The organism is Citrobacter sp. Cpo045, assembly GCF_030332875.1.
Lineage (GTDB): Bacteria > Pseudomonadota > Gammaproteobacteria > Enterobacterales > Enterobacteriaceae > Citrobacter > Citrobacter portucalensis.
Genome location: NZ_JAOWGZ010000103.1, coordinates 724,833 through 748,918, shown reverse-complemented (window position 1 = coordinate 748,918; position 24,086 = coordinate 724,833). Strand labels below are relative to the sequence as shown.

Genomic DNA, 24,086 nt, shown 5'->3' with positions numbered 1-24,086 from the left:
ATTTTATAGCACCATTTTAGTAGAAACCGTGACGCGTTTAACTACTGAATGCGAGTTGTTACGCAATGTTCTTCATTTGACTGCTTTTTCAGCGATTGAATTCTATGAGTTAATTTTGCCGTTGACACACGCGAAGGGAATTCATATGATGCCGCCCGTCAACTCGACAAGCTTTACGTAATGGGGCTATAGCTCAGCTGGGAGAGCGCTTGCATGGCATGCAAGAGGTCAGCGGTTCGATCCCGCTTAGCTCCACCAAATTTAATCCCAATGAATTTGGTATGTACGTAATAGCATCGTGGGGCTATAGCTCAGCTGGGAGAGCGCTTGCATGGCATGCAAGAGGTCAGCGGTTCGATCCCGCTTAGCTCCACCAAAATTTAAACCCTCGCTGAAAAGCGGGGGTTTTTTGTTTCTGTATCCTACCTGTTCTTACCCTGTATCTCTTCGGTTTGCTGAATAGCAGGCATAAAAAAACCGGGGAGAAGAATCTCCCCGGTCTTATCAATACGACGTTATCTTACGCTTACAGCACCAGTGCGGCGATAGATGCAGACAGTACGCTCACCAGCGTAGAGCCGTACACCAGCTTCAGACCGAAGCGGGAAACCACGTTACCTTGCTCTTCGTTCAGACCTTTAATCGCACCGGCGATAATACCGATGGAAGAGAAGTTAGCGAAGGAGACCAGGAACACGGACAGGATACCTTCTGCGCGCGGAGAGAGCGTGGCGGCAATTTTCTGCAGATCCATCATCGCAACGAATTCGTTGGAAACCAGTTTGGTTGCCATGATACTGCCCACCTGCAGCGCTTCGCTGGACGGCACACCCATTACCCATGCAACCGGGTAGAAGATGTAGCCCAGGATGCCCTGGAAGGAGATGCTGTAGCCAAACCAGCCGGTCACGGTGGCGAACAGGGCGTTCAGGGCTGCGATCAGCGCGATGAAACCAATCAGCATCGCCGCAACGATAATTGCCACTTTGAAACCTGCCAGGATGTATTCACCCAGCATTTCGAAGAAGCTCTGGCCTTCGTGCAGGTTAGACATCTGAATGTTTTCTTCGCTGGCATCAACGGTGTACGGGTTGATCAGCGACAGCACGATAAAGGTGCTGAACATGTTCAGAACCAGCGCTGCAACCACGTACTTCGGCTCCAGCATGGTCATGTACGCGCCGACGATAGACATGGAAACGGTCGACATCGCCGTTGCAGCCATGGTGTACATACGGTTGCGAGACATTTTGCCGAGAATATCTTTATAGGCGATAAAGTTCTCGGACTGACCCAGGATCAGGGAGCTGACGGCGTTGAAGGATTCCAGCTTGCCCATACCGTTCACTTTGGATAACAGGAAACCAATCGCGCGGATGATAACCGGCAGAACGCGGATATGCTGCAAAATACCGATAAGAGCGGAAATGAAGACGATTGGGCACAGCACTTTCAGGAAGAAGAATGCCAGGCCTTTGTCGTTCATGCTGCCGAAGACAAAGTTTGTCCCTTCATTAGCGAATCCGAGGAGTTTTTCAAACATCTCGGAGAAGCCTCTCACGAAGCCCAGACCGACATCAGAGTTCAGGAAGAACCATGCCAGTAACACTTCAATAACAAGCAATTGAATAACATAACGAATGCGGATTTTTTTACGGTCACTGCTTACCAGCAGTGCGAGTACCGCAACCACGGCAAGGGCCAGGACGAAATGAAGAACGCGGTCCATATTTGCTCCAAATATGAGGCAGGTTTAGTTTTCGTGCACATTCTATGTAACAACCATAAAGAAAACGAGATCAAACACACACTATAATAAGGACCTGTGACGAGATTCAAAATTAGTGATCGGTGATACACTTCTGTTATGTTTAGTATGGAAGTGAAAAGTTATGTCATTGTGCTAATCTCATAACAATAATTAAACATCTCACCGGTATTTCCAGAATCCTTATCGATCCATAGACAAACGCTATCAGAGAAATCAACTTCACCCATTAAAATGAATTTGATAATCATTCTCAATAGGCGTAGCTTGAAACATAGCAAAGGCTATGTTTCTGAGGCACTAAAATGACTAACGATCGCGTTGAGAGTAGCAGTGGACGGGCAGCGCGCAAGTTGAAGCTCGCATTAATGGGACCTGCGTTCATCGCGGCGATCGGCTACATCGATCCGGGCAACTTCGCCACCAACATCCAGGCAGGGGCCAGCTTTGGCTATAAACTGTTGTGGGTGGTGGTCTGGGCAAATCTGATGGCGATGCTGATTCAGGTGCTGTCGGCAAAGCTGGGTATTGCCACAGGTAAAAATCTGGCGGAGCAAATTCGCGATCACTATCCTCGTCCGGTGGTGTGGTTCTACTGGGTGCAGGCCGAAATTATCGCCATGGCGACAGACCTTGCTGAATTCATTGGCGCCGCGATTGGTTTCAAATTGATCCTCGGCGTGTCGTTATTGCAGGGGGCCGTGCTCACCGGTATCGCGACTTTTTTGATTCTGATGTTGCAGCGCCGTGGGCAAAAACCGCTGGAAAAAGTGATTGGCGGCTTGCTGCTGTTTGTGGCAGCGGCTTACATTGTGGAACTGATCTTTTCCCAGCCGAACTTCGCGCAACTTAGCAAGGGAATGGTTATCCCGAGCCTGCCTAATTCCGAAGCGGTGTTCCTGGCGGCTGGCGTGCTCGGCGCGACTATCATGCCACACGTCATTTATCTGCACTCTTCCTTAACTCAGCATCTGCACGGCGGAACACGTCAACAGCGCTATGCGGCCACGAAATGGGATGTGGCAATCGCCATGACGATTGCTGGATTTGTCAATCTGGCGATGATGGCGACGGCTGCCGCTGCATTTCACTTTAGCGGGCATACCGGTATTGCCGATCTCGATCAAGCGTATCTGACACTTGAACCGCTGTTGAGTCACGCTGCGGCGACGGTATTCGGTTTAAGCCTGGTGGCTGCGGGACTTTCTTCTACCGTGGTCGGTACGTTGGCCGGGCAGGTGGTGATGCAAGGGTTTATCCGCTTTCACATTCCGCTTTGGGTACGCCGTACCGTCACCATGATGCCATCATTTATTGTGATTCTGATGGAACTGGATCCGACGCGTATTCTGGTGATGAGCCAGGTATTGCTCAGTTTTGGTATTGCACTGGCGCTGGTGCCGCTGTTGATCTTCACTAGCAACAGTCAGCTGATGGGCGATTTGGTGAATACCCGTTGGGTAAAACAGGTAGGTTGGGTGATTGTTGTGCTGGTGGTGGCGCTCAATATCTGGCTGTTGGTAGGAACCGCACTCGGTTTGTAAAAACAAAAGGGCCCGTTGGCCCTTTTGTTACATTAATGATGATGTTTGTGGCCACGCCCGCGACCGCGGTGGTCGTCACGATCGTTCCAGCCTTCACGATAACCACGCTCATAAGCTTTGCGTTTGTCCCAGCCACGATGGTAGCCATTGTCATGACGCCACCAGCGATTTTTGCGCCACTCATAGTTATGGTGCCAGTAATCCCGGTCGCGCCAGCGGCCGCCATCCCAGTAGTTACCGTAGTTATCGCGATCGCCAATTTGTAATTTTATTGATGGCAGCAGGGTGATTTCGCCAGCGTTCGCGGCCAGCGGTGTAAAAGCCAATAAGACTGCCGCCAGAATCAGTGACCTGAACATGTTTTCTCTCCTTCACGATCGAGCCGTAGCCGGCCTGTTAACGTAATATTACGGGGCAGTAAAGCCCCGTTTCATCGCCTTAACTCTTAAATCGCAAGTGAGAGCACTTTTTGTTAATAAATGTGTCTTTATTTCAATCAACTCAGGATAGCATCAATCTCCGCGCACTCTTCAGACGTAAAGTGACGGTTTGCCAGCATGCCGACAGCATCTTCAATTTGTGCTGGTTTACTGGCGCCAATCAGCACTGACGTGACTTTGTCATCCCGTAACACCCATGCTAGCGCCATTTGGGAAAGCTTTTGCCCGCGTCGTTCTGCCAGCACATTCAGCGCCCGCACTTTTTCCAGTTTTTGTGGAGTGATCTGGTCCGGATTCAGAAAGCGACTGGTGCTTGCCGCACGAGAATCCGCAGGAATGCCGTTCAGATAGCGGTCGGTTAACTGTCCGCCAGCCAGCGGTGAGAAGGCGATACTGCCGACACCTTTTTCCTGTAATAGCGACAGCAAGCCGCCTTCGACCCAACGTTCAAACATGGAATATTTGGGCTGGTGAATAAGGCATGGCGTACCTAAATCGTCGAGTATTTCAATCGCCTGCCTGGCAAGATCTGCTGGATAGTTAGACAACCCGACGTACAGCGCTTTGCCCTGACGGACGATGTGATCCAGCGCGCGCATGGTTTCTCTGAGCGGTGTTTCAGGGTCGGGGCGATGGTGGTAGAAGATATCGACATACTCCAGCCCCAGACGCTTCAGGCTTTGATCGAGACTGGCAATCAGATATTTGCGTGAACCCCAATCACCGTAGGGACCTTCCCACATGGTGTAGCCCGCTTTTGTGGAGATAATAAGCTCATCTCGCCACGGTAAAAAATCTTCCTGCAGGATCCGACCAAAATTCCGTTCTGCCGAACCCGGCGGTGGACCATAGTTATTTGCCAGATCAAAATGGTTAATCCCCAGATCGAATGCGCGCTGTAACAATGCGCGACTGTTCTCGACCTGCGTGGTATCGCCAAAATTGTGCCACAAACCCAGAGAGACAATCGGGAGCTTAAGGCCGCTTTGACCGCAGCGGCGGTACTCCATTGTCTGATAACGATTTTCATCTGCGTGATAAACCATGTCACCTCCCTTCCACAATGCGTGTGTCTTTCAGTGTATACGGTTACACCGTCGATTCTTCAATGAATTTTAACCGCCAAAACTGTAAATCCTGCTTTCCACCCTTTCACAGCGACTTTCCTGGACAGTCATCACAGTTCTTCGATACTCAACATGAGGTTACCGTCAGAAGGATAGCTGTCATGCAAACCCCGTATTCCGTTGCTGATTATCTGCTGGACAGGCTGGCAGGCTGTGGCGTCGGCCATCTCTTTGGTGTGCCGGGCGATTATAATTTGCAGTTTCTTGACCACGTGATTGAACATCCCAACGTATGTTGGGTCGGGTGTGCGAATGAATTGAATGCGGCTTATGCGGCAGATGGCTATGCCCGGGTATCCGGGGTTGGGGCGCTGCTCACCACGTTTGGTGTGGGGGAGTTAAGCGCAATTAACGGTATCGCGGGTAGCTTCGCGGAATATGTTCCTGTTTTGCATATTGTCGGCGCACCCTGTCGCGGCGCGCAGCGTCGCGGAGAGTTGATGCATCACACTTTGGGTGACGGTGACTTTCAGCATTTTTACCGCATGCAGCAGGCGGTAACGACGGCCAGCGCGATACTGGATGAACAAAATGCCTGCTATGAGATTGACCGTGTGTTGCGAATGATGCTCAGCGAGCGCAGGCCGGGCTATCTGATGCTACCTGCTGATGTGGCTAAACAGCCTGCTACGCCACCGAATGATATTATGATTGTTCCTCTGAGCGAGCCGGAAAGCAGCGTGATAGAGGCGTTTCGCTACCATGCCCGTGAACGATTGCTGGACAGCCCACGCGTAGCGTTGCTGGCCGACTTCCTCGCGCTGCGTTTTGGTCTGCAGCCGGTTTTACAGCGCTGGATGGCAGAAACGCCGATGGCTCATGCCACGTTGTTGATGGGCAAAGGACTGTTTGATGAGCGTCACCCGGCGTTTGTTGGCACGTACAGCGCTGGAGCCAGCAGCGATTATGTACGTCAGGCGATAGAAGATGCCGATACGATAATGTGTGTCGGCACACAATTTGTCGACACCCTGACAGCTGGGTTTACACAACAGCTACCGCTGGATCGCACCATTGACGTTCAGCCCCATGCGTCACGAATTGGATCCCACTGGTTTAACATCCCGATGGAGCAGGCGGTCACCACATTACGTGAGCTGTGCCTGGAAATGTCGTTTTCTCTACCGCCAGAACGTCCGCCAATTAGGCGTGTTCAGGTTGAGAAGGGCCCACTGACGCAGGAAAACCTCTGGCACACGGTACAGCAGTTTCTGAAGCCTGATGACATTATCCTCGTCGATCAGGGAACCGCCGCCTTTGGCGCGGCTGCGCTCTCACTACCTTGCGGGGCGGAAGTACTGGTTCAACCGTTGTGGGGATCTATCGGCTACGCGCTCCCGGCTGCATTCGGCGCGCAAACGGCCTGTCCGGACCGTCGGGTTATCCTGATTATTGGCGATGGCGCGGCGCAGCTCACCATTCAGGAGCTGGGCTCCATGCTCAGAGACGGGCAATCGCCGGTTATTTTACTGCTCAACAATGACGGTTATACCGTGGAGCGGGCCATACACGGGGCAAATCAGCGCTATAACGACATCGCCGCCTGGAGCTGGACGTCGGTGCCGCAGGCGTTTAGTCGTGAATGTCAGGCCGAATGTTGGCGGGTGAAGCAGGCGGTACAGCTGGAAGAGGTGCTGGCCCGGTTGTCCCATCCGCAACGACTGTCGTTAATTGAGGTGGTGCTACCGAAAGCCGATCTTCCTGAATTATTGCGCACGGTGACCCGTGCGCTGGAATCTCGCAACGGCGGATAGCTATTTATCAGGGCGCTCAGCGACCATCATCGGTTTGCCTGCCAGCAGCAGCCAGGCGGGCAGCATGACGATGCACAGCAGTGGCAGCAGGGTGGAATCTGGCACCACCACTGCTGCCATAAACAGGCTCAGCCAGGCGTCACGGGTGACGACCAGCACCAGCCCGAGAATAGAGCAAGAAACCGTGATGGCAGCCGGCACCGCTTCAACATGGGCGTGCAGCATCAGGCCAAGCGCGACGCCAACGAATACAGCCGGGAAGATTCGTCCGCCGCGAAAACCACTCGCCGCTGCAACCACTAATGCCGTTAGTTTGATCACGGCGAGCATGAAATAATCTGATGTCCCCAGCGTTGGGCTAAACGCCATCTGCTGCATTTCGTCCAGTCCCTTAAACAAGGTAAGCGGCCCGCCGATAACACCCAAAATGCCAAGGATAAAACCGCCTGCCCCGAGGATCAGCACCGGGTGTTTTAATCGATGCATTAAATGGTGCAAACGCGGCAGACACCAGACGGCCACCATCCCAGCGGCAATGGCGATGGCAGCAACAACCGCGCCGCTGAGGATATCGATCAAGTGCATCTGCGTGTAGTGCGCGATGGGCAGTGAAAAATGGGGATGAAAAAAAAGGCTGGTGGTCAGTGAACCTGCGGCGGCGGCCATTAAGGGCGCAAACAGGCGATCCCACAAAGGAACATCGTTTGAGCTATTCAGCGTTTGCGAAAATATCAGCGCGGCGGCAACGGGGGTACCAAATAGCGCGCCGATGGTGCCGGCAGAGGCGAGAATGGTCCAGTCCAGCTTCGCAATGCGCGGAAATATGCGGCTACCAAGTGCCACTGCCAGAGCGATATTTACGGTCATGATGGGGTGTTCCGGACCCAGACTGACGCCACCCGCGAGGCCAAGGATTAGTGCTGCCAGCAGGCCCGGTATTGCTGACGTTGGCACCGGCATACCAATTAACGGTTCACAGGCCGGATCCGGGCCTGCGTGGCCATGGCTGTAACGGATTACTAACCCGACCATGATCCCCGTGAGTGTCAGCATACCGATAATCCAGACCGGAGAGTCCTGGGCTATACCGATGCTAACAGGCAGACGTTCCCACAAAAACTGCTGTAAAACGGAAGCCACTTTCATCACGACGATCAACACCAGGCTGGACGCTATGCCAATGATTAGCGCTGGGGTTGATAGCAAGAGCATCGTTCTGGCTCGCGGATGGAGCATTTTCTATTCCTTAAAACAGAGTCATAGACATAGTTTGCACAGCCTGCCTGACGACATCGCTGCAAATGGTGCTGAAACGATAAAGTAATTGTGTGATCTGGATCGATTTTCCACGGGCATCAGCTTTCAGACCGTTGTTGTTATGTCCCCATGAATTTACAGTGTGGCAAAGATTTATTCTGACTTTAGCGGAGCAGTGGAAGAATGACAAAATATGCTTTAGTAGGGGATGTTGGCGGCACCAACGCGCGTCTTGCTCTGTGCGATATTGCCAGCGGCGAGATTTCGCAGGCAAAAACCTATTCCGGGTTGGATTTTCCAAGTCTGGAGGCGGTGGTGCGCGTGTACCTGGATGAGCATAGCGTTAGCGTTGAAGATGGTTGTATTGCCATTGCCTGTCCGATAACCGGCGACTGGGTGGCAATGACCAACCATACCTGGGCGTTCTCTATTGCTGAGATGAAAAAAAACCTGGGCTTCAGCCATCTGGAAATCATCAATGATTTCACCGCTGTGTCGATGGCGATCCCGATGCTTAAAAAAGAGCATTTAATCCAGTTTGGTGGCACGGAACCTGTTGAAGGTAAACCTATTGCTGTTTATGGCGCAGGAACCGGGCTCGGCGTGGCGCATCTGGTCCACGTGGATAAACGCTGGGTAAGCCTCCCTGGTGAAGGCGGCCACGTGGATTTTGCGCCTAACAGCGAGGAAGAGGGAATTATCCTTGAGGTTCTGCGCGCGGAAATAGGTCACGTGTCCGCAGAACGCGTGCTGTCTGGTCCGGGACTGGTGAATCTGTATCGCGCGATCGTCAAATCTGACGGACGCCTGCCGGAAAATCTGCAGCCGAAGGATATCACCGCACGGGCGCTGGAAGATTCCTGCATTGACTGTCGTCGTGCGCTGTCGCTGTTCTGCGTCATCATGGGACGTTTTGGTGGCGATCTGGCGTTAACGCTGGGCACATTTGGCGGTGTGTACATCGCCGGCGGTATTGTGCCGCGCTTCCTCGACTTCTTTAAAGCGTCGGGCTTCCGCGGTGGTTTTGAAGATAAAGGCCGTTTTAAAGCCTACGTGCAGGATATTCCGGTGTATCTGATCGTGCACGATAATCCTGGACTACTTGGCGCTGGTGCGCATTTACGTCAGACGCTGGGCCATATTTTGTAAGGTCAGGGCCGGATGGCGCTCAGCGCTTCTCCGGCCTTGTCGTTCTGGCTGTTCATATTTTCTAAAATTATCTTGATCATCTGTTGTTCAAATAAATCGGCATGCAGGTATCTTGTGTTTTTATATTTTTTATCGGTATTCAGATAGGGTTGATGCAAACAACATTCTGGCGGCGTGCATGAGATCAGGGTGTTAATAAGGTCAATTGGTTTAGGGTATTCAACAAATTGCGGGCCATGGCGATAGTTATGTTTATTTTGCCATTCCGCCAGATCGTCCATAAAACACTCTGCGGTTGGTTTCGGCATCGCGCTGGCTTTATCTTTGCCCAACACAATATAAGCCAGGTTGTATAATCCGTGCGCGTATGGCCAGAACATTTTATGGAGCTTAGTGAGCCCTGGTTCTCTCAATGCAGACACGCTTTTACAATATAAATCGAGTTGCGTGCCTGCTTCTGTCACATCCTCATCCAGGAGCGCCATCAGATAGCTGAGGATGAACATATCGCTTACCGTTTGCTTCGTGGTCAGTACCTTTTGCGCTCTTTTTCTGGCATCCACTGCAAAATCTGCACGTTTGTACCACAACGCCATCATTAAATTCGTCATGGCCAGGTTAACAGGGTGACCGTTATCACTCATACCCAATTTTTCAGGCAATAAGAGTGGTACTCGGTCAAATAAACCCGCGGCAAGAATCTCTAGTGTCGTCCATACATTAATACTGTGATCGCAGCCTGAGTCCACACCCTGCGTCACATGTTTAATCATCGCAGACTGTCGCAGGGATAAGTGTAGAGATTCCATATCATTTGACTGTATCGCGGTTTTATATCCTAATAACTCCGGGCTGCGCTTCATGCGCAGCATAAAAAGCCATGAACTCAGCTGTTGTTGCAGTGAATAATCCAGATGGCATTGTTCATGAATATCCAGGCACTCAGCTAAATAATCGTCCGTACTTATCCATATCAGGGCATTTTTTTCCGCTTCTTTTGCGTATTCGCGTAGATATGTACGTTGATATTTTTCGCTCAGCTTCGCCATGACATCACCTGTAAAAAATAGAGTGACGACCAATATACTACAAACTTAGTTCCGCTATCCCGTTCGTCGCGGAAACGACTGAAAGCGTGCGCTGTACTCTCCATTCGTCACGCTTTTTCAGCACTATAAATGCATTAATTGTCTGAATTCTTTCACTTTGCTCCGACTAACCGGGATTTCAAATTCCAGATCCTTTAAACGCAGAATATAAGTGTTGTTAAACCAGGGTTCGATCTCGCGGATTTTATTCAGATTTACGCAGAACGAGCGGTGGCAGCGGAAGAAATGCGAAGCCGGCAGTTTGCTGCAAAATTCGCTGATGTTCATCGGCATGACGTATGATTCTCGTCGCGTATAGACGAACGTCATTTTTTCATGCGCTTCAGCGTAGTAGATGTCGTTGATTGGGGTCACGATGATCCGCTCATCTTTGATCAGGTTGATCGTATCGTTTTCGCGGGCCACCGGACTTACAGGGGACGTTCCCGTTTGCTGTTGCTGCCAGGCGGCTTCCAGCTTTTGCAGCATACTGACAATGCGTGATTCCTGATACGGCTTCAGAATGTAGTCAAAAGCTTCCAGTTCGAAGGCTTCAACGGCATGCTCTTTCCACGCGGTAATAAACACAATAAAGGGTTTATGTGCGAACTGGCTGATATTTTGTGCCAGCAATACGCCGTCCAGCGAGGGAATATTAATATCCAGAAAAATGGCGTCAACGCGGTTGTGCTGGAGATATTTCAGCACGTCCAGACCATCGTCAAACGTGCCGACAATCTCCATCTGGCTGTGCTCTTTTATCAGCCAGCTCAGTTCCTGTTGGGCCAGGAATTCATCTTCAACAATGATGACTTTCACGACTTCACTCCTGGTTAAAGCAATAATGTAGTTGGCGCGGCTGCGGGCGAGTGCACATTAGGTACATAAAAGGCAATCTCTGTGCCTGGCTCCAGACGGCGGATATGTAATCCCTCACCGTAGAGCAGCTTAACGCGATGGTGCACATTCAACAGACCAATTTTATTGCCCGGCATTTCATTGGACTCGACCCGTTCAATCACTTTTGGGTCGATACCATGACCCGTGTCTCGTACGGCAATCCGTACCCGGTTGCCGCACTCCGCAACGCTGATAGTGACCACACCTTTCCCTTTGCAGGGCTGGATCCCATGGACGATAGCGTTCTCGACCAACGGCTGAATCAGCAGGCTGGGAATAAAACAGCTTACCTCTTCATCGATATCATAAATAACGGTCAGCTTGTCGCCAAAGCGGGCCTGTTCGATGGTGATGTAATCCTTGATTTGATACAGCTCTTTCTTGATGTCGATCTGCTCATCGTCTTTTAATTCAATATTATAGCGAAGATAGCGCGACAAATTAAAAATGAGCTGACGTGCTGTGTCCGGGTTAAGCCGCACCGACGATGAAATCGCGTTCAGGGCATTAAACAGAAAATGGGGATTTATTTTGCTTTGCAGCGCGCGTAGCTCTGCCTTATTTGCCATTTCTCGTAGTTGCTCTGCGCGGGAGACTTCAAGCTGGGTGGAGATGATTTGCGACAGACCGATCGCCATTTCCTGTAACGAGGAAGTGATTTGATGAGCGTGACAGTAGTAGATCTTCAGCGTGCCGGTCACGACGCCTTTCTCCCAAAGCGGGATCACCAGCATAGAGTGAATTTCCGGGGTGCGATGTGCTTCATCATTGTTTTTTATGATGATTTTACCGTGATTTATGGCTTCCTGCGTGGTGGGGCTGACGAAGTCATCGTTATCGCGGTAGTTAATCTCTCCAACGCCAACATAGGCCAGAACGTGCTGAGTATTGGTGATGGCAACCGCGTCTGCGTGGATATCGTGGCGAATAATTTCGCACACCTGACGTAACGACTCGCTGTTGACCTGGCGAAAGAGCGGCAGCGTTTTGTTGGCGATATCCAGCGCCAGCTTGGCCTGTTTTGCAGCGCTGGCTTCTTTCTCACCTTCAACGCTTTGTACCAGCATCACGATAAAACCAATACAGACGCTGCCTAGGATCATTGGAATACCGATTTTTGAGACAATATCCAGCCCCAGTTCGGTGGTGGGTGCCCAGGCGACGACCAGTATCATGGTCAGTGATTCGCACAGCATTCCGCCTAAAATACCCGCGCGCCAGTGCTGCGCTTTGGGGATCTTACGGTTGATCCACCCGGCAATGCAGCCAGCCAGAATGCTGGTAATAAAGCAGGGTAGGGCAGTTACGCCGCCAATATCGATCAGGTAACGGTGGGTGCCTGCGATCAGCCCCGTAATAATGCCAACCCATGGACCGAACAGGATCCCTCCTGACATGACCGCGATAATACGCACATTAACCAGAGAACCTTCAACCGGTACGCCTGACCAGGTACTGAACAGGGCAAACATGGAGAAAATCGCGGTAACGGCGAGCAGCTCTTTTGGGGAGTGGGCTGACTTGTGCAACAGTTCGCGAAACAGGCGGATACGAATCAGGAAAAACAGACAGAACAGCATCAGTGCTGCCCGGTCAAATACCGCCAGCAGCATATTGAATATTTCGTGCACGGGTGACTCTTGCGCAAGGGTTAAACCACTATGATAGGTAACCTGAGGCAGGATGACCAGCACCCCCGCAGTTCAGAGCTAATGGGGAAAAACCATAATATTAAAAGGGGATTGTTGCATGATTGTTGTATTTACAATACCTGTCCTGTGAGTGCTGCGTTCAAGGTAATGTATTTAACAACAAAATGTTAAATGATGGTAATTTTTGGCGGGTTGTGAAAATGGTTATTTCCTCATTTTACTCAGCTGTTCCTCTTTTTCGTCAGGAAAAAATATTTTGTTTTGCCTCTCGACAGAAGGAAATTATTCAGGCTATTTTCTAAACGTGCCACCATCGTGGCAGCGTCGCTCGGACGGTCCGGGCGCTAACGTTAATCTGAGGATATTATGGCTGACTCCCGCCCTGAACGTCGCTTTACGCGTATTGATCGCCTTCCCCCGTACGTTTTTAACATCACCGCTGAACTGAAGATGGCTGCGCGTCGGCGCGGCGAAGATATTATCGATTTCAGTATGGGGAACCCGGATGGGGCCACGCCTCCTCACATTGTCGAAAAACTGTGTACCGTGGCGCAGCGCCCGGATACTCACGGTTATTCCACCTCACGCGGCATTCCGCGTTTGCGTCGGGCGATTTCCCGCTGGTACCAGGAACGCTATGACGTTGAGATCGATCCTGAATCCGAAGCCATTGTGACCATCGGTTCCAAAGAGGGGCTGGCGCACCTGATGCTGGCAACACTCGATCACGGTGATACGGTCCTCGTGCCCAACCCAAGTTATCCCATCCATATCTATGGCGCGGTGATTGCCGGCGCGCAGGTGCGTTCAGTGCCGCTGGTTGAGGGGGTCGACTTCTTTAATGAGCTGGAACGCGCAATACGCGAAAGTTACCCGAAGCCGAAGATGATGATCTTAGGTTTCCCATCCAACCCGACCGCGCAGTGCGTCGAGCTGGAATTCTTTGAGAAAGTGGTGGCCCTGGCTAAACGCTATGACGTGCTGGTGGTTCACGACCTGGCCTACGCTGATATTGTTTATGACGGCTGGAAGGCACCATCGATTATGCAGGTACCCGGCGCTCGCGACGTCGCTGTTGAATTTTTCACCCTGTCGAAAAGCTACAACATGGCGGGATGGCGTATCGGGTTTATGGTGGGCAACAAAACGCTGGTGAACGCGCTGGCGCGAATCAAGAGCTATCACGATTACGGGACCTTTACGCCACTGCAGGTTGCGGCAATTGCCGCGCTGGAAGGCGATCAGCAATGTGTGCGGGATATCGCTGAGCAATATAAACGTCGTCGCGATGTGCTGGTCAAAGGACTGCATGAAGCAGGCTGGATGGTCGAGATGCCAAAGGCCTCAATGTACGTTTGGGCGAAAATTCCAGAGCAATACGCCGGGATGGGGTCACTTGAGTTTGCCAAGAAGCTGCTGAACGAAGCGAAGGTATGCGTTTCGCCAGGGATTGGGTTTGGTGATTATGGTGATACGCATGTGCGATTTGCGTTGATTGAAAACCGTGACCGTACCCGCCAGGCTATTCGCGGCATCAAGGCGATGTTTCGCGCAGATGGCCTGTTACCGACCAGTGCAAAATCGACTTCTGAAAGTACCGACTGACAGAATGTTCCCCCAAAATGCAAAACAGGAGCCTGATGGCTCCTGTTTTTTTGCTGCGTCTTTTAATTTAGATCATCAGGGCGAAAGTACCGGCCCAAACGATGACCATAAAAGAAATGCCCATAAAGAAATATTTCACTTTTCATCTCTCCGCGTACCTGAGGTACGTCTAAATGAACATATGCTTACCTGACAGAGAGCTGATGCACTCGCGAACGAAAGGGAGAATACCCCTCATTTGCTTGGCTGCATCACCTCAGAATTCTGAGCTTTAATGCTCCAGACGGCGCTAATGTACGCCTAAAAATGAGGAGAGACAAGAGGCATTTTTTTATTTAATTTTAATAACTTACAACTGTCGTGATTCGGCGACAGTTTAATTTCTGCCGGTAATAAATTGCTATTGAGCGACGGAATGGTTACTCGGAGAATTCTCATATCGCCATGATGTTAATGCGGTTAATTTTTCGCGGAATGAGATAATGAAAAGGTTAAAAATGACCAGATTAATGATGTTAGCACTCGTTTTTACGCCACTGACGTCGATGGCGGCCTCACCGTTGGCGTTTAATTTCAGCTGCGCAAGTATTGGTGGTGTGAATAGTGATGGCAAAGGCAATGTTTGGATTGATGGCTCGAAGGCGACGGTGAAGGCCTTCAATGAAAATTACTGGGAAGCCAAAAGCGGGAACAATACGGTTTCTATTTCTCGTAAAGATGACGGAAATCCGGACGTTTCCTGGAGTGGGCCGAATCGAAAGCACGGGGTATGCCTGCCTGAAGATAATATTGACTTTTCTGGGGCCAAAAAATCGACCAGCACTGGACCCTCTTTTTCCTGCGCTGCGGTTGCAAAGGGCAGTATCGAAGAGATTATCTGCCAGAGTCCTTCGCTCTCAGAAATGGATTTAGCGTTAAACGGGGCCTACAAGCAGGCGCTGGTTAAATCGAGCAATAACCCGACTCTGAAAGCAGAGCAGCGCGGTTGGGTGAAAGGGCGTAACGAGTGCTGGAAGGAACAGGATAAATCAGCCTGCATCGCCCGCAATTACAACGAGCGAATGACTGAGCTGCACAGCAAATGGGGCGTTAAGTAATTCAACCGTAGAAAAAAAGAAAGGCCTTACGGCCTTTCTTTTTAGATATACAACGAAGCTTCACCCATCGGGCGAGTTTTGAAGCGACGGTGGATCCAGAGATACTGCTCGGGTGCACGCATGATCTCTTTTTCGATAATTTTGTTCATATACGCCGCAGCCTGGCTTTCATCTGCCGGGTAACCTTCCATTTCTGGGGTGATGAACAGGCGGTAACCGGTGTTATCTGCTTTTCTCACCATGGTTACGGTCAGCATTGCTGCGCCCGATAATCGTGACAGCACGTAGGTACCGTTGGTGGTCGCCACGTCTTTGACTGCGAAGAAGGGGGCGAAAGAACTCCCTTTACGACCATAGTCCTGATCGGGGGCAAACCACACTGCCTCGCCTTTTTTCAGGGCGCCGACAATACCACGCAGATTATTTCTGCCGATCATCGCCTTGTTGGAGCGCATACGACCGCGGGTTTGGATCCACTCCATCAACTTATTATTGTGCGGACGATAGGTTGCCATCATTGGCTGGCAAAGCCCCATTACGCGACCACCCAACTCGAGCGACATAAAGTGTACGCCAACGACCATCACGCCACGGTTTTGCATCTGAGCGTGCTTCAGGTTGTCCAGCCCTTCTACATCAAACCATTTACGCACCCGACGGTCCGGCCAGAACCAGGCCATACCTGTTTCAAGCAGCCCCATGCCGAGCGAACGGAAATTCTCATCGACCAGTTTGTCTCTTTCTTCCTGTGACAGATTTGGGAAACAGAGTTCGAGATTTTTACGTGCAATAGATTCACGGCGTTTTAAAAATGGACGAGCCAGCGTTCCTGTATGGGTACCAAGAAAACACAATACGGGATAGGGAAGCTGTACCAGTAACCAGAGCACACCAACACCAAACCATGTGAGCCAGTAGCGCGGATGCAAAAACGCGCGTGAAAATTTACATTGGGGGAACATAAGCACCTGTTGTTGATACGAAATAGATGTATCGCGAAGATTCTTTGCCTGTCGCTTTACACTCTGCACTGATCGTTAGGCCGCCATGAACGACATTGGTTCCTGTAAAGAGTGTAAAACTGAGTCAGGACAAAACCACGAGGGGGCATGAATGATCGGACGCACAATGTACACCCGAAAATTAATGTCAGCCAGAAATAATTACTCAAGATTCGTAAATGTTTTTAGGGCGATTAAGGGCAAAATTTCGCCTATATATAATTCGTTGTTTTTATGATGATTAAATAAACGACGGAGAAACAGTGTAATAGTAAGCGGTCGAATGATTTTTGTGAATAAAATGTTGCTCAAATTGCATGCGGATAGGAATTGTCTTAGAATATAAAGTTAAGGGAGTGTAAGGACTTACGTTAAGTTTACGGCAGACAGGAGGTATCGCTATGCTCTATTTCTGGACCTTTCTCATACTGAGCATTCTGTGCGTCAGTTGCTATATCTGGCAGGTTATAGGCGCTGCGGCGTCAATTAGCGCTTTTCTCGGCATGGCCATCCTTACGGCATTAATTTACGTTTTTACTATGCGGCTGACCAATGGTAACGAAATGGTAACTGGATTATTCCTGTTTCTTGCTCCGACATGTGGTTTGATCATTCGCTTTATGGTCGCGGATGGTAAGCAATAATTTGCAATCTTACGTTTAGCAATAAATTATCACTTTGAGTTATTTATTATTTATCTAAGTTTATCGAAGTGCCAGCATCGCTGGCACTTTTTTGTGAGACCGAAATGAATTACCGGGCATCCGCCAACTGGAGTGATGCTTCCTCTTGCTGAGCATTTTTTCGCTGTTGCTCAAGTTCCAGCGCACCGCGATGAGAGAGGTAGCAGAACAGGATGCAGCAAACAATACCCCCCATCAGCAGATAGAAGCCGCCGTGCCACCCCATTTTGTCGACCATTACGCCAAACAGACTGGTGCCCAGCGATGCGCCAAAAATGTAGCTCATAAATCCGCGCAGTCCTACTGCAGAACCTACTGCGAAGCTGGGGACGATTTCCATCGTCTGAACAGAAGCGAGGAACTGTGGAACATAGATCAGGCAACCCACAATGGCGGCAAAAATAGTGACCATCAGCAGGGATTCACTTTTCCAGTAGCCGATCAAACAGACGAAAATCAGCGCCATACAAATCATGGCCAGCGGCATGCGACGGCCTTTAAACAGTTTATCGGTAAGCCAGCCCGCCAGTAATGTGGAAGGGATTGCCGCCCATTCAAAAAACAGAAAAGCGATGCTCATTTGCTCTTTCGAGAAATGTTTTTCGGTTAACAGATAAATAGGCAACCAGCTAATCATGCCAAAACGCACCATATAGACGAAGACATCTACCAGTGAAACATACCAGGCATTCTTATTACGCAGCACATAGGTGCAGAAGATCTGGAAGGCGCTCATATTTTCTGGCGCCTGGTCAGTGTGTCGGGAATTTAATACTACTTTTTCTTCCGGCATCATTTGTTCCAGAGCCGGTAAGCCTTCCTGGTGCGGTGAACCTTTCCCCAGAATTAGCACAATAAAAGCAAACAGTACGGCAACACCGGCCGGGACAATATAGCTGGCGCTTTGCCAGTGCTCGCTCCCTAAAATGGCAAAGGCGGCACCAACAATCGGAGCGACAATACCACCGCCAACGTTGTGAGAAATATTCCAGAATGCGCCGACGCGTCCACGTTCTTTACGCGGAAACCAGTTGGCGATAGTAATAAATGAAGGGCCAACGCCCATACCCTGGAACAAACCGTTGAAAACGACCAGAGCGGCAAAAATCCAGAATCCGGTACTGAATCCTAAACCGACGTTTACGATGGCGCACAGAACCAGGCCGCATGCCATAAAGACCTTAGGGCTGGCCTTGTCTGCCAGACTACTCATAATGCCTTTACTGATCCCATAGGCAATAAGCATGCAGCTGCTGAGTAGACCAATTTGCGTGGCACTGAGATCCAGATGTTCTTTCAGGTACGGTGTTGATAGCGTGAAGTTATTACGCACAATATAGTACGCAAGATAGCCAAGAAATACGCTGAGTAATGCCTGAATGCGGTATCGGCCATAAGTTTCCTGGACTTTCTCCGCCGGGACTTTATTTGCCGCTGGCCCTGCCTTAAATATGGATAACATATCATCACCTAAATTTATATTGATGTGAATATCAGGATTTTTCGCAGTGAAGAGTGAAATAGACGGCAGAGAAACTCAAGTTGATGAAATGAGTCACTATTGACACAATTTGTGGATTGCGTGGCTGATTTTGACTCTTTTTAAATAATGGCTTTTCAATTCCATTCTTTTACGAACGCTTTTATCATCGGCGTGTGCGGATATTAACAAATTCAGACTGCGTTTTCGGGTATTCTTTACCGATGTCGTCACTTTCCGTTTGGTTATTCTACGAATAACCTTATTCTTCCCCCAGTCGGTGATAAACGGGTAAGTTTTGTCTCAATATTATTTTTTGCATATGTTGGTATTTATGAACGGGATCACAAACAGACTTTTGGGCCGGGGGCGTTGTTGGGCGTTCTCGCTCTGTTTTATGTCGTTGTCGGTGAGTTGCCTGGCGCAGGGTAAAGAGCTGGTAATGGCGACAACCTTTTCCCCTGGGGCAACGGCCTGGATTATTCAGCGTTGGCAGACTGAACCGGGGTCGGTGATGATTCGCACGTTAAACCGGACCAGCAGTTCGTTGGAGCAACTGCTGGATACCGCGAATGCGGAAAATGTTGATCTGATTTTGACCTCATCCCCTATGCTGTTGCAGCATCTGCAGGAGCATCAGAAGTTGGCGCCTTTCGAAAATGCGTTGCCGGAAAGCCAGCGGCTGGTGCCAGACTCTATCCGTTCGACCTCCGTGGCAGTGGCGATATCTGGTTTTGGTCTGTTGATTAATCGTTCTGCTCTGGTGGCACGGCATCTGTCGCCTCCTGCCGACTGGGGGGATTTAACGCTGCCCAAATATCAGAACGCGCTGTTGATGAGTAGCCCATCGCGTTCGGATACCAACCATCTGATGGTTGAGTCATTGCTACAGCAAAAAGGGTGGGAAGAGGGGTGGGCGACGCTGCTGGCGAGTGCTGGAAATCTGGTGACGATTTCATCACGCAGTTTTGGCGTAGCCGACAAAATTAAGAGTGGCCTGGGCGTGGCGGGGCCGGTCATTGATAATTATGCCAACCTGTTGCTTAACGATCCTCACCTGGCTTTTACCTATTTTCCACGCTCGGCGGTATCGCCAACCTATGTTGCTGTTCTCAAGAACAGCCAGCACCCCAATGAAGCGCGTCGTTTTATCCGCTATTTGTTAAGCCCGGAGGGACAGCGGATCCTTGCTGATGCGAATACGGGGAAATATCCGGTAACGCAGCTCGCATCTGATAATCCCCGCGCTGCTCAGCAGGCTATTTTACTGAACCAGCCTCCGCTTAATTATCGGCTGATCCTTAAGCGACAACAGTTAGTGCAGCGGATGTTTGATACCGCCATCAGTTTTCGTCTTGCGCAACTGAAGGATGCATGGCGGGCACTATACAGTGCGGAAGCACGCCTGAAACGCCCGCTACCCGAAATCAGAGCCTTACTGACCAGCGTTCCGATAGATGCCAAAAGTAGTGAAGATGAAGCCTGGCTTGCGCAGTTTGATAATAAAAGCGTTGCCGAACAGCAGATGATGGAGTGGCAGCTCTGGTTTCTTAAAAACCAGCGTCAGGCGATATCAAAACTGGAAGAATTAAAATGAAAGGTGGATCGATACTGCAACGCCTTCGCCAACTCAGCATCAGCAGCAGCCTGCGGGGAGCCTTTCTAACGGGCGCATTACTGACGTTGAGCGTAAGCTGCGTCAGTTTATACTCCTGGCATGAGCAGAGCTCGCAGATACGCTATTCGCTTGATGATTACTTCCCGCGCGTGCATTCCGCTTTTTTGATTGAAGGGAATCTCAATCTGGTTGTGGACCAACTGAATGAATTCCTGCTGGCTCCCAATACAACAGTAAGGCTGCAACTGCGCAATCAGATAATCTCGCATCTGGATAAAATCGAAGTGCTGAGCAGGGGGTTGCAACCAGCAGAACAGCAGCAACTGGCGGTGATTTTGCAGGACAGCCGGGCGCTGATGGCGGAACTGGACCGGGTGCTCTACAACATGTTCCTTGTACGCGAAAAAGTGAGCGAGCTTTCCGCGCGCATTGATTGGCTACATGATGATTTTACTACTGAGCTGAATTCACTGGTGCAGGATTTTACCTGGCAGCAGGGGACGTTGCTGGATCAAATCGAGGCCAAAAATGGTGATGCGGCGCTGTATCTCAAACGTGCCCGAGAGGTGCAAAACGAGCAGCAGCAGGTCTACACCCTGGCAAGAATTGAAAACCAGATCGTTGATGATTTACGCGACAGGCTCAATGAACTGAAATCGGGTAGCGACGATGGCATGCTGGTGGAGAATCACATCCGCTACCTGGAAAATCTGAAGAAAACGGCGGATGAAAATATCCGCACCCTCGATGACTGGCCCAGTACTATCACACTGCGACAAACTATCGATGAGCTGCTGGAAATCGGGATGATGAAAAATAAAATGCCCGATACGATGCGCGATTATGTCGCAGCGCAAAAAGCGCTGGTTGATGCCAGCCATGCCAGAGAGGCCACGCTTGGGCGCTTTCGAACACTGCTGGAAGCGCAATTGGGGAGTAGCCATCAGCAAATGCAGACGTTTAACCAGCGGCTGGAACAAATTGTTCGCGTCAGCGGTGGACTTATCCTGCTGGCGACGCTGCTGGCGCTACTTCTCGCCTGGGGGCTTAACCACTACTTCATTCGCTCGCGTCTGGTGAAGCGTTTTACTGCGCTCAACCAGGCCGTGGTGCAAATTGGTCTTGGCAGAACGGATGCCTCTATCCCGGTATATGGACGCGATGAACTGGGGCGTATCGCAGGCTTACTGCGTCATACCCTGGGCCAGTTGAGCGCGCAAAAAAATCAGCTGGAGCAGGAAGTGACCGAGCGCAAGGAGATTGAATCTGATCTTCGTGCAACGCAAGATGAGCTGATCCAGACGGCAAAACTGGCAGTGGTCGGCCAGACTATGACCACGCTGGCGCACGAGATTAATCAACCGCTGAATGCGCTGTCGATGTACCTGTTTACGGCAGGGAGGGCAATCGAACAGGGGCAACCCGCTCAGGCCAGAAGCACATTAACCAAAGCGGAAGGGCTGATTACTCGCATCGATGCCATTATCCGTTCACTGCGTCAGTTTGCTCGCCGGGCCGAACCTGGCACGCCTCTGCATCCGGTCGATCTCCGACAAACGTTCAACGCTGCCTGGGAACTGTTGGCCATGCGACACAAGCCACAGCAGGGTACGCTGACGCTCCCAGACCGGGGCGTGTGGGTGGCTGGTGATGAAGTGCGTATCCAGCAGGTGCTGGTAAACGTTCTGGCAAATGCGCTGGATGCCTGTCCGGTTGCGGCGAAAATAGAGGTTCACTGGCAGACCGAAGGCAGCCGGTTGTGCGTATTTATTAGCGATAACGGCCCCGGTTGGCCTGGAGCATTATTACCATCACTGTTAAAACCTTTTACCACCAGTAAGGATGTTGGCCTCGGTATTGGCTTATCGATTTGTGTATCGTTAATGATGCAAATGAACGGCGAACTGCGCCTGGCGTCGACCCCGGGGCGCAATGCCTGCGTCGTTCTGCAATTTAATCTGACGGATGTAAACGATGTTGAGTGATGAATATTCTGTTCTGCTTATTGATGATGATGCCGATGTTCTTGACGCTTACACCTTGTTGCTTGAACAGGAGGGATATCATGTATTCGCATGCAGTAACCCTTTTGATGCCCGAAATTGGCTGCAGGCCGACTGGCCAGGGATTGTCCTGAGCGACGTGTGTATGCCTGGCTGTAATGGAATCGACCTGATGACGTTGTTTCATCAGGATGACAATCAGCTTCCGATCCTGTTGATCACCGGACATGGCGATGTCCCGATGGCGGTGGACGCGGTGAAGAAAGGTGCGTGGGATTTTCTGCAAAAACCGGTTGATCCAGGCAAACTGCTGGTGTTGGTAGAGGATGCGTTGCGTCAGAGAAAATCTGTGATTGCACGTCGTCACTATTGCCAGCAAAAGCTCCAGGTTGAACTGGTCGGCTACAGTGACTGGGTTAATCAGTACCGCCAGCGCTTACGGCAACTGGCTGAAACGGATATTGCCGTCTGGTTTTATGGCGAGCCGGGAACGGGGCGTATGACCGGAGCCCGTTATTTGCATCAGCTTGGGCGCAGTGCTGAAGGACCGTTTATCCGCGGGGAATTGACGTTAGAGAATGCGGGGCAACTCAATGACCTTATTGCCCAGGCGCAAGGGGGAACGCTGGTCCTGAGCCATATTGAGTGCCTGACGCGCGAACAGCAGCACCAACTGGTGCATTTGCAAAGCCAGGAGCGGCGTCCGTTTCGCTTAATTGGCATTGGCGCCACTTCGTTGGTGGAACTGGCGGCAACCAATCAGATTGTGGCCGAACTTTATTACTGTTTTGCGATGACGCAAATTGGTTGCCAGCCGCTGTCTCAGCGCCCAGATGATATTGAGCCGCTGTTTCGCCATTATCTGCAGAAAGCCTGTCTGCGCCTGAACCATCCCGTGCCCGAGGTTGACGGGGAATTACTAAAAGGAATGCGGCGTCGCGTGTGGTTAAGCAATGTTCGAGAGCTGGCCAATGCCGCCGAGCTTTTTGCCGTTGGGTTATTGCCACTGGCTGAAACCGCGAATCCACAGCTACATTTGCCCGAACCGACACCGCTCGATCGTCGGGTCGACGAGTACGAGCGACAGATCATTACCGAAGCGCTTAATATTCATCAGGGACGTATTAATGAAGTGGCGGAGTATTTACAAATTCCGCGTAAGAAACTGTATTTGCGCATGAGAAAATACGGACTGAGCAAGGAACACTATAAGTTTTAGCAGATGGCGTGTGGGGAAGAAGAGCGGTTGACGGTATTTCGGTGGCGGCGCTAGCGTTCACCGAAATACGCGACGGAACTCTGGGTGATTATCGGGGTGTTTTTCTTACCACATCAAATCGTCAGGAATGACAAAATCAGCATACGGATCGTCTTCGTCCTTCGCTTCCTGGCTCAGTTCGCAATTGAGAACAATATAGCTTGCATCGCGCTGGGCAATCTTGTCGGCGACAACAGCCGGGATAATGGCATATTCGCTCTCGCTGCTGCATTCAGCCGTCAGGCGGGCAATGGCCAGACGGCCCTTGATCAACTGAGACTGGGTTACCTTATCAACATAAACTTTTTTGATTAGGTTATTGTCAGTAAAGTTGTAACCAATATCGCCACGGGAAATGGTGATTTTGTTCATCTCAATCAGTTGCTTGATCTGCGCTTTGTATTCTTTAGACAATGCGGCCTGCTTCTGCTGTTCGCTGAGCTGCTTATCACGCTCGACCTGTGCTTTTTTATTTTCTTCAACCGCTTCTCTGGCTTCACGAGCCTGAACGCGCGATTTTTTCGCCGTTCTCTGCACTTTCGCCATTTTTTTGCTGCTGACCAGACCCGCTTTAAGCATCTGTTCTTGTAGGGTAAGTTTTGTCATTGTCGCTTCTAATCCAAAAAATCGTTGTAAGGATTATAACCTTAACGTTCGGCGGG

Annotated in this window: 21 protein-coding genes and 2 tRNA genes; 12 read left to right on the top strand and 11 right to left on the bottom strand. The window is 50.6% G+C overall.

Translation table 11 applies throughout. The features are described 5' to 3' along the window. The first annotated feature begins 182 nt into the window (after positions 1 to 182). Together OGY13_RS19555 and OGY13_RS19550 are read left to right on the top strand one after the other, a co-directional pair. A tRNA-Ala gene (locus tag OGY13_RS19555) sits at positions 183 to 258 on the top strand. 42 nt (positions 259 to 300) lie between these two features. Next, positions 301 to 376 (top strand) — tRNA-Ala (locus OGY13_RS19550). A gap of 150 nt (positions 377 to 526) precedes the next feature. On the opposite strand, the gene nupC is transcribed toward OGY13_RS19550, so the two are convergent. Further along, on the bottom strand, positions 527 to 1,729 hold the full coding sequence (gene nupC / locus OGY13_RS19545) for a nucleoside permease NupC (protein WP_003834893.1): 1,203 nt from the start codon (positions 1,727 to 1,729) through the stop codon (positions 527 to 529). Between the two features lie 273 nt (positions 1,730 to 2,002). Here nupC and OGY13_RS25180 point away from each other — a divergent pair, with 273 nt between their 5' ends. Further along, positions 2,003 to 2,077 (top strand): hypothetical protein, encoded by a 75-nt coding sequence (locus OGY13_RS25180; RefSeq protein WP_418219455.1) that lies wholly within the window; start codon positions 2,003 to 2,005, stop codon positions 2,075 to 2,077. Beyond that, positions 2,074 to 3,312 carry an Nramp family divalent metal transporter gene (locus OGY13_RS19540; RefSeq protein WP_213752098.1) on the top strand — a complete coding sequence of 413 codons (1,239 nt, stop codon included), beginning with the start codon at positions 2,074 to 2,076 and terminating at the stop codon, positions 3,310 to 3,312. The genes OGY13_RS25180 and OGY13_RS19540 overlap by 4 nt, the downstream gene beginning before the upstream one ends. A gap of 32 nt (positions 3,313 to 3,344) precedes the next feature. On the opposite strand, the gene ypeC is transcribed toward OGY13_RS19540, so the two are convergent. Then, positions 3,345 to 3,671, bottom strand: a complete 327-nt coding sequence (gene ypeC, locus OGY13_RS19535) for a DUF2502 domain-containing protein YpeC (protein ID WP_003834889.1) — start codon at positions 3,669 to 3,671, stop codon at positions 3,345 to 3,347. Positions 3,672 to 3,808: 137 nt separating this feature from the next. Next, positions 3,809 to 4,798: an L-glyceraldehyde 3-phosphate reductase gene (gene mgrA / locus OGY13_RS19530; protein ID WP_128316372.1), complete on the bottom strand. Its 990-nt coding sequence runs from the start codon at positions 4,796 to 4,798 to the stop codon at positions 3,809 to 3,811. A gap of 182 nt (positions 4,799 to 4,980) precedes the next feature. On the opposite strand from mgrA, the gene OGY13_RS19525 reads away from it, so the two are divergent. Continuing rightward, on the top strand, positions 4,981 to 6,633 hold the full coding sequence (locus tag OGY13_RS19525) for an alpha-keto acid decarboxylase family protein (protein ID WP_213752097.1): 1,653 nt from the start codon (positions 4,981 to 4,983) through the stop codon (positions 6,631 to 6,633). Here OGY13_RS19525 and OGY13_RS19520 read toward each other — a convergent pair whose 3' ends face one another. After that, positions 6,634 to 7,869 (bottom strand): ion channel protein, encoded by a 1,236-nt coding sequence (locus OGY13_RS19520; RefSeq protein WP_186413124.1) that lies wholly within the window; start codon positions 7,867 to 7,869, stop codon positions 6,634 to 6,636. A 204-nt stretch (positions 7,870 to 8,073) separates the two neighbouring features. Here OGY13_RS19520 and glk point away from each other — a divergent pair, with 204 nt between their 5' ends. After that, the gene (glk, locus tag OGY13_RS19515) at positions 8,074 to 9,039 is read left to right on the top strand and encodes a glucokinase (RefSeq protein WP_186413125.1); all 966 of its coding nucleotides are present in this window, start codon (positions 8,074 to 8,076) and stop codon (positions 9,037 to 9,039) included. 2 nt (positions 9,040 to 9,041) lie between these two features. On the opposite strand, the gene OGY13_RS19510 is transcribed toward glk, so the two are convergent. The 3 genes from OGY13_RS19510 to OGY13_RS19500 all read right to left on the bottom strand — a co-directional run bounded on the left by OGY13_RS19510 (position 9,042) and on the right by OGY13_RS19500 (position 12,658). Then, positions 9,042 to 10,088, bottom strand: coding sequence for a hypothetical protein (locus OGY13_RS19510; protein WP_213752096.1), 1,047 nt, complete (start codon positions 10,086 to 10,088; stop codon positions 9,042 to 9,044). Positions 10,089 to 10,211: 123 nt separating this feature from the next. After that, a complete protein-coding gene (locus OGY13_RS19505; protein ID WP_003834866.1) occupies positions 10,212 to 10,946 on the bottom strand; it encodes a LytR/AlgR family response regulator transcription factor in 735 nt (244 codons plus the stop codon). A 14-nt stretch (positions 10,947 to 10,960) separates the two neighbouring features. Continuing rightward, positions 10,961 to 12,658 (bottom strand): sensor histidine kinase, encoded by a 1,698-nt coding sequence (locus OGY13_RS19500; protein WP_008785387.1) that lies wholly within the window; start codon positions 12,656 to 12,658, stop codon positions 10,961 to 10,963. A 387-nt stretch (positions 12,659 to 13,045) separates the two neighbouring features. Here OGY13_RS19500 and alaC point away from each other — a divergent pair, with 387 nt between their 5' ends. Further along, positions 13,046 to 14,284 carry an alanine transaminase gene (gene alaC, locus OGY13_RS19495; RefSeq protein ID WP_008785386.1) on the top strand — a complete coding sequence of 413 codons (1,239 nt, stop codon included), beginning with the start codon at positions 13,046 to 13,048 and terminating at the stop codon, positions 14,282 to 14,284. A 67-nt stretch (positions 14,285 to 14,351) separates the two neighbouring features. On the opposite strand, the gene ypdK is transcribed toward alaC, so the two are convergent. After that, on the bottom strand, positions 14,352 to 14,423 hold the full coding sequence (gene ypdK / locus OGY13_RS19490; protein WP_010723117.1) for a membrane protein YpdK: 72 nt from the start codon (positions 14,421 to 14,423) through the stop codon (positions 14,352 to 14,354). A 343-nt stretch (positions 14,424 to 14,766) separates the two neighbouring features. Between ypdK and OGY13_RS19485 the strand changes: the two genes are divergently transcribed. Continuing rightward, positions 14,767 to 15,381 (top strand): lysozyme inhibitor LprI family protein, encoded by a 615-nt coding sequence (locus OGY13_RS19485; RefSeq protein ID WP_079935172.1) that lies wholly within the window; start codon positions 14,767 to 14,769, stop codon positions 15,379 to 15,381. 41 nt (positions 15,382 to 15,422) lie between these two features. Here OGY13_RS19485 and lpxP read toward each other — a convergent pair whose 3' ends face one another. Then, positions 15,423 to 16,343, bottom strand: coding sequence for a kdo(2)-lipid IV(A) palmitoleoyltransferase (gene lpxP, locus OGY13_RS19480; RefSeq protein ID WP_186413127.1), 921 nt, complete (start codon positions 16,341 to 16,343; stop codon positions 15,423 to 15,425). A 440-nt stretch (positions 16,344 to 16,783) separates the two neighbouring features. Between lpxP and OGY13_RS19475 the strand changes: the two genes are divergently transcribed. Next, complete coding sequence (locus OGY13_RS19475; protein ID WP_008785383.1) at positions 16,784 to 17,026, top strand: DUF2545 family protein; 243 nt, start codon at positions 16,784 to 16,786, stop codon at positions 17,024 to 17,026. Between the two features lie 109 nt (positions 17,027 to 17,135). Here the strand turns inward: OGY13_RS19475 and pgtP are convergent, their stop codons facing one another. Continuing rightward, positions 17,136 to 18,527: a phosphoglycerate transporter PgtP gene (gene pgtP / locus OGY13_RS19470; protein WP_186413128.1), complete on the bottom strand. Its 1,392-nt coding sequence runs from the start codon at positions 18,525 to 18,527 to the stop codon at positions 17,136 to 17,138. Positions 18,528 to 18,942: 415 nt separating this feature from the next. Here pgtP and pgtC point away from each other — a divergent pair, with 415 nt between their 5' ends. Genes pgtC through pgtA form a run of 3 tightly spaced genes read left to right on the top strand, consistent with a single transcriptional unit; the run spans position 18,943 to position 23,385 of the window. After that, on the top strand, positions 18,943 to 20,142 hold the full coding sequence (gene pgtC / locus OGY13_RS19465; protein WP_104856825.1) for a phosphoglycerate transport regulator PgtC: 1,200 nt from the start codon (positions 18,943 to 18,945) through the stop codon (positions 20,140 to 20,142). Between the two features lie 11 nt (positions 20,143 to 20,153). Next, positions 20,154 to 22,148, top strand: a complete 1,995-nt coding sequence (gene pgtB, locus OGY13_RS19460) for a two-component system sensor histidine kinase PgtB (protein ID WP_172111188.1) — start codon at positions 20,154 to 20,156, stop codon at positions 22,146 to 22,148. Continuing rightward, a complete protein-coding gene (gene pgtA, locus OGY13_RS19455) occupies positions 22,138 to 23,385 on the top strand; it encodes a two-component system response regulator PgtA (RefSeq protein ID WP_032944112.1) in 1,248 nt (415 codons plus the stop codon). Before pgtB ends, pgtA begins: the two co-directional genes overlap by 11 nt. A 105-nt stretch (positions 23,386 to 23,490) precedes the next feature. On the opposite strand, the gene OGY13_RS19450 is transcribed toward pgtA, so the two are convergent. Further along, positions 23,491 to 24,030 carry a DUF2058 domain-containing protein gene (locus OGY13_RS19450; protein ID WP_100272066.1) on the bottom strand — a complete coding sequence of 180 codons (540 nt, stop codon included), beginning with the start codon at positions 24,028 to 24,030 and terminating at the stop codon, positions 23,491 to 23,493. Positions 24,031 to 24,086: the final 56 nt, after the last annotated feature.